The sequence below is a fragment of the Porphyromonas sp. CAG:1061 genome, from assembly GCF_000435035.1.
Taxonomy (GTDB): domain Bacteria; phylum Bacteroidota; class Bacteroidia; order Bacteroidales; family Porphyromonadaceae; genus Porphyromonas_A; species Porphyromonas_A somerae.
In genome coordinates this window covers 5,164-6,396 of record NZ_HF988893.1, presented here as the reverse complement: position 1 = coordinate 6,396, position 1,233 = coordinate 5,164, and the positions used below count along the sequence as shown (strand labels likewise).

The window sequence follows — 1,233 nt, the reverse complement described above, 5'->3', positions numbered from 1 at the left end:
TTATGGCAGGGCAAGAGAAGCTGGGATTTCTATAGAAATGGCAGCAAGAGAGCTTCGCTATGAACTATTTGAGGAACTACGAAATGCCCATCAATGTGCTTGGATCGCAGTGGGGCATCATGCTAATGATCAGATAGAGACGGCTCTCCTCAACCTATCCAGAGGCACTGGAGGTAAGGGGATGGCAGGAATGCAGGTAGTATCTGGTCAATTATTCAGACCCTTTCTCACCACGTGGCGAAGCGAATTGGAGGCGTATCTTTCTGCTCACCAGCTTGATTATGTCATTGATAGCACCAACTACGATACCACCATCAAGCGCAATTATATTAGGCACCAGCTACTTCCTAGCTTTGAACAGCTCAATCCCTCCTTTCCTAGCTCTCTGCTTGGGAGTATGACCCACTTCCGAGAGGAGCAAGAGTATATTGAGCAAGCAACAAAGCAATTTGCATCAAGGCATTTCAACACCAAGGAGCAGAGCCTAGATATTCGGAATGTAGAGGAGCCCTATCTCTTCAAAAGGTGGCTCCTCGACCACGGCTTTACCCCCACGCAAGCTGAAGATCTCATTAATAGTTGGGACAATCCCAAGACCATTGCATTTAACTTTGGTTCTAGCTATGCCGAAGTCTATCGTGATAAGCTCTACCTCATCACCGAACCGGTGGAGGAGTACCCCACCGAACAACTATCCGACCGTTGGAACCATCCACAAATTGGAGCCATTCAGTGGAATAGTGTCGGATCAGTAGCACTGCGACTTCACACGAAATGTGCAGAAAGGAAGGTGGTGGTGCGTATGGGGCGTAAAGAGGATCGCTTTACCCCTTATGGCATGAAGTCGGGAAGCAAATCACTCTTTACGTATTTGGGTGAAAAGGGACTTCCAGAGTACTACAGAACATTTTGCCCAGTCCTAGAGTGCGATGGCGAGGTGATTGCGGTGGTTCCATTTGAAGTGAGCCAGCATGCGAGATACGAGAGCGTCAGCGATTCTATCGGTATTGGATTTGAGCCTTCGGGAGCAGCTTTTGGAGCGATCCTTAGGAATCTCACAAGCAATGTGAGAGGAAATAGGTAAATTTGTCATTCGTTTAGCAGAGTTAAGCGAGATACAATAGGAGAAGTAAAAGAATAAAGAGATGTCGGAACAAGCATTACTATCACTGCAAAATATCATCGTGAAGCGTGAGGAGAATATCATCCTAAATGGGGCTTCACTTGTGGTGC

Annotated in this window: 1 protein-coding gene; it reads left to right on the top strand. The window is 47.0% G+C overall.

The window, feature by feature from the left end; genetic code table 11:
- On the top strand, positions 1 to 1,084 hold a 1,084-nt coding region (gene tilS, locus QVO39_RS03165), incomplete at its 5' end, for a tRNA lysidine(34) synthetase TilS (protein WP_288171709.1).
- Positions 1,085 to 1,233: the final 149 nt, after the last annotated feature.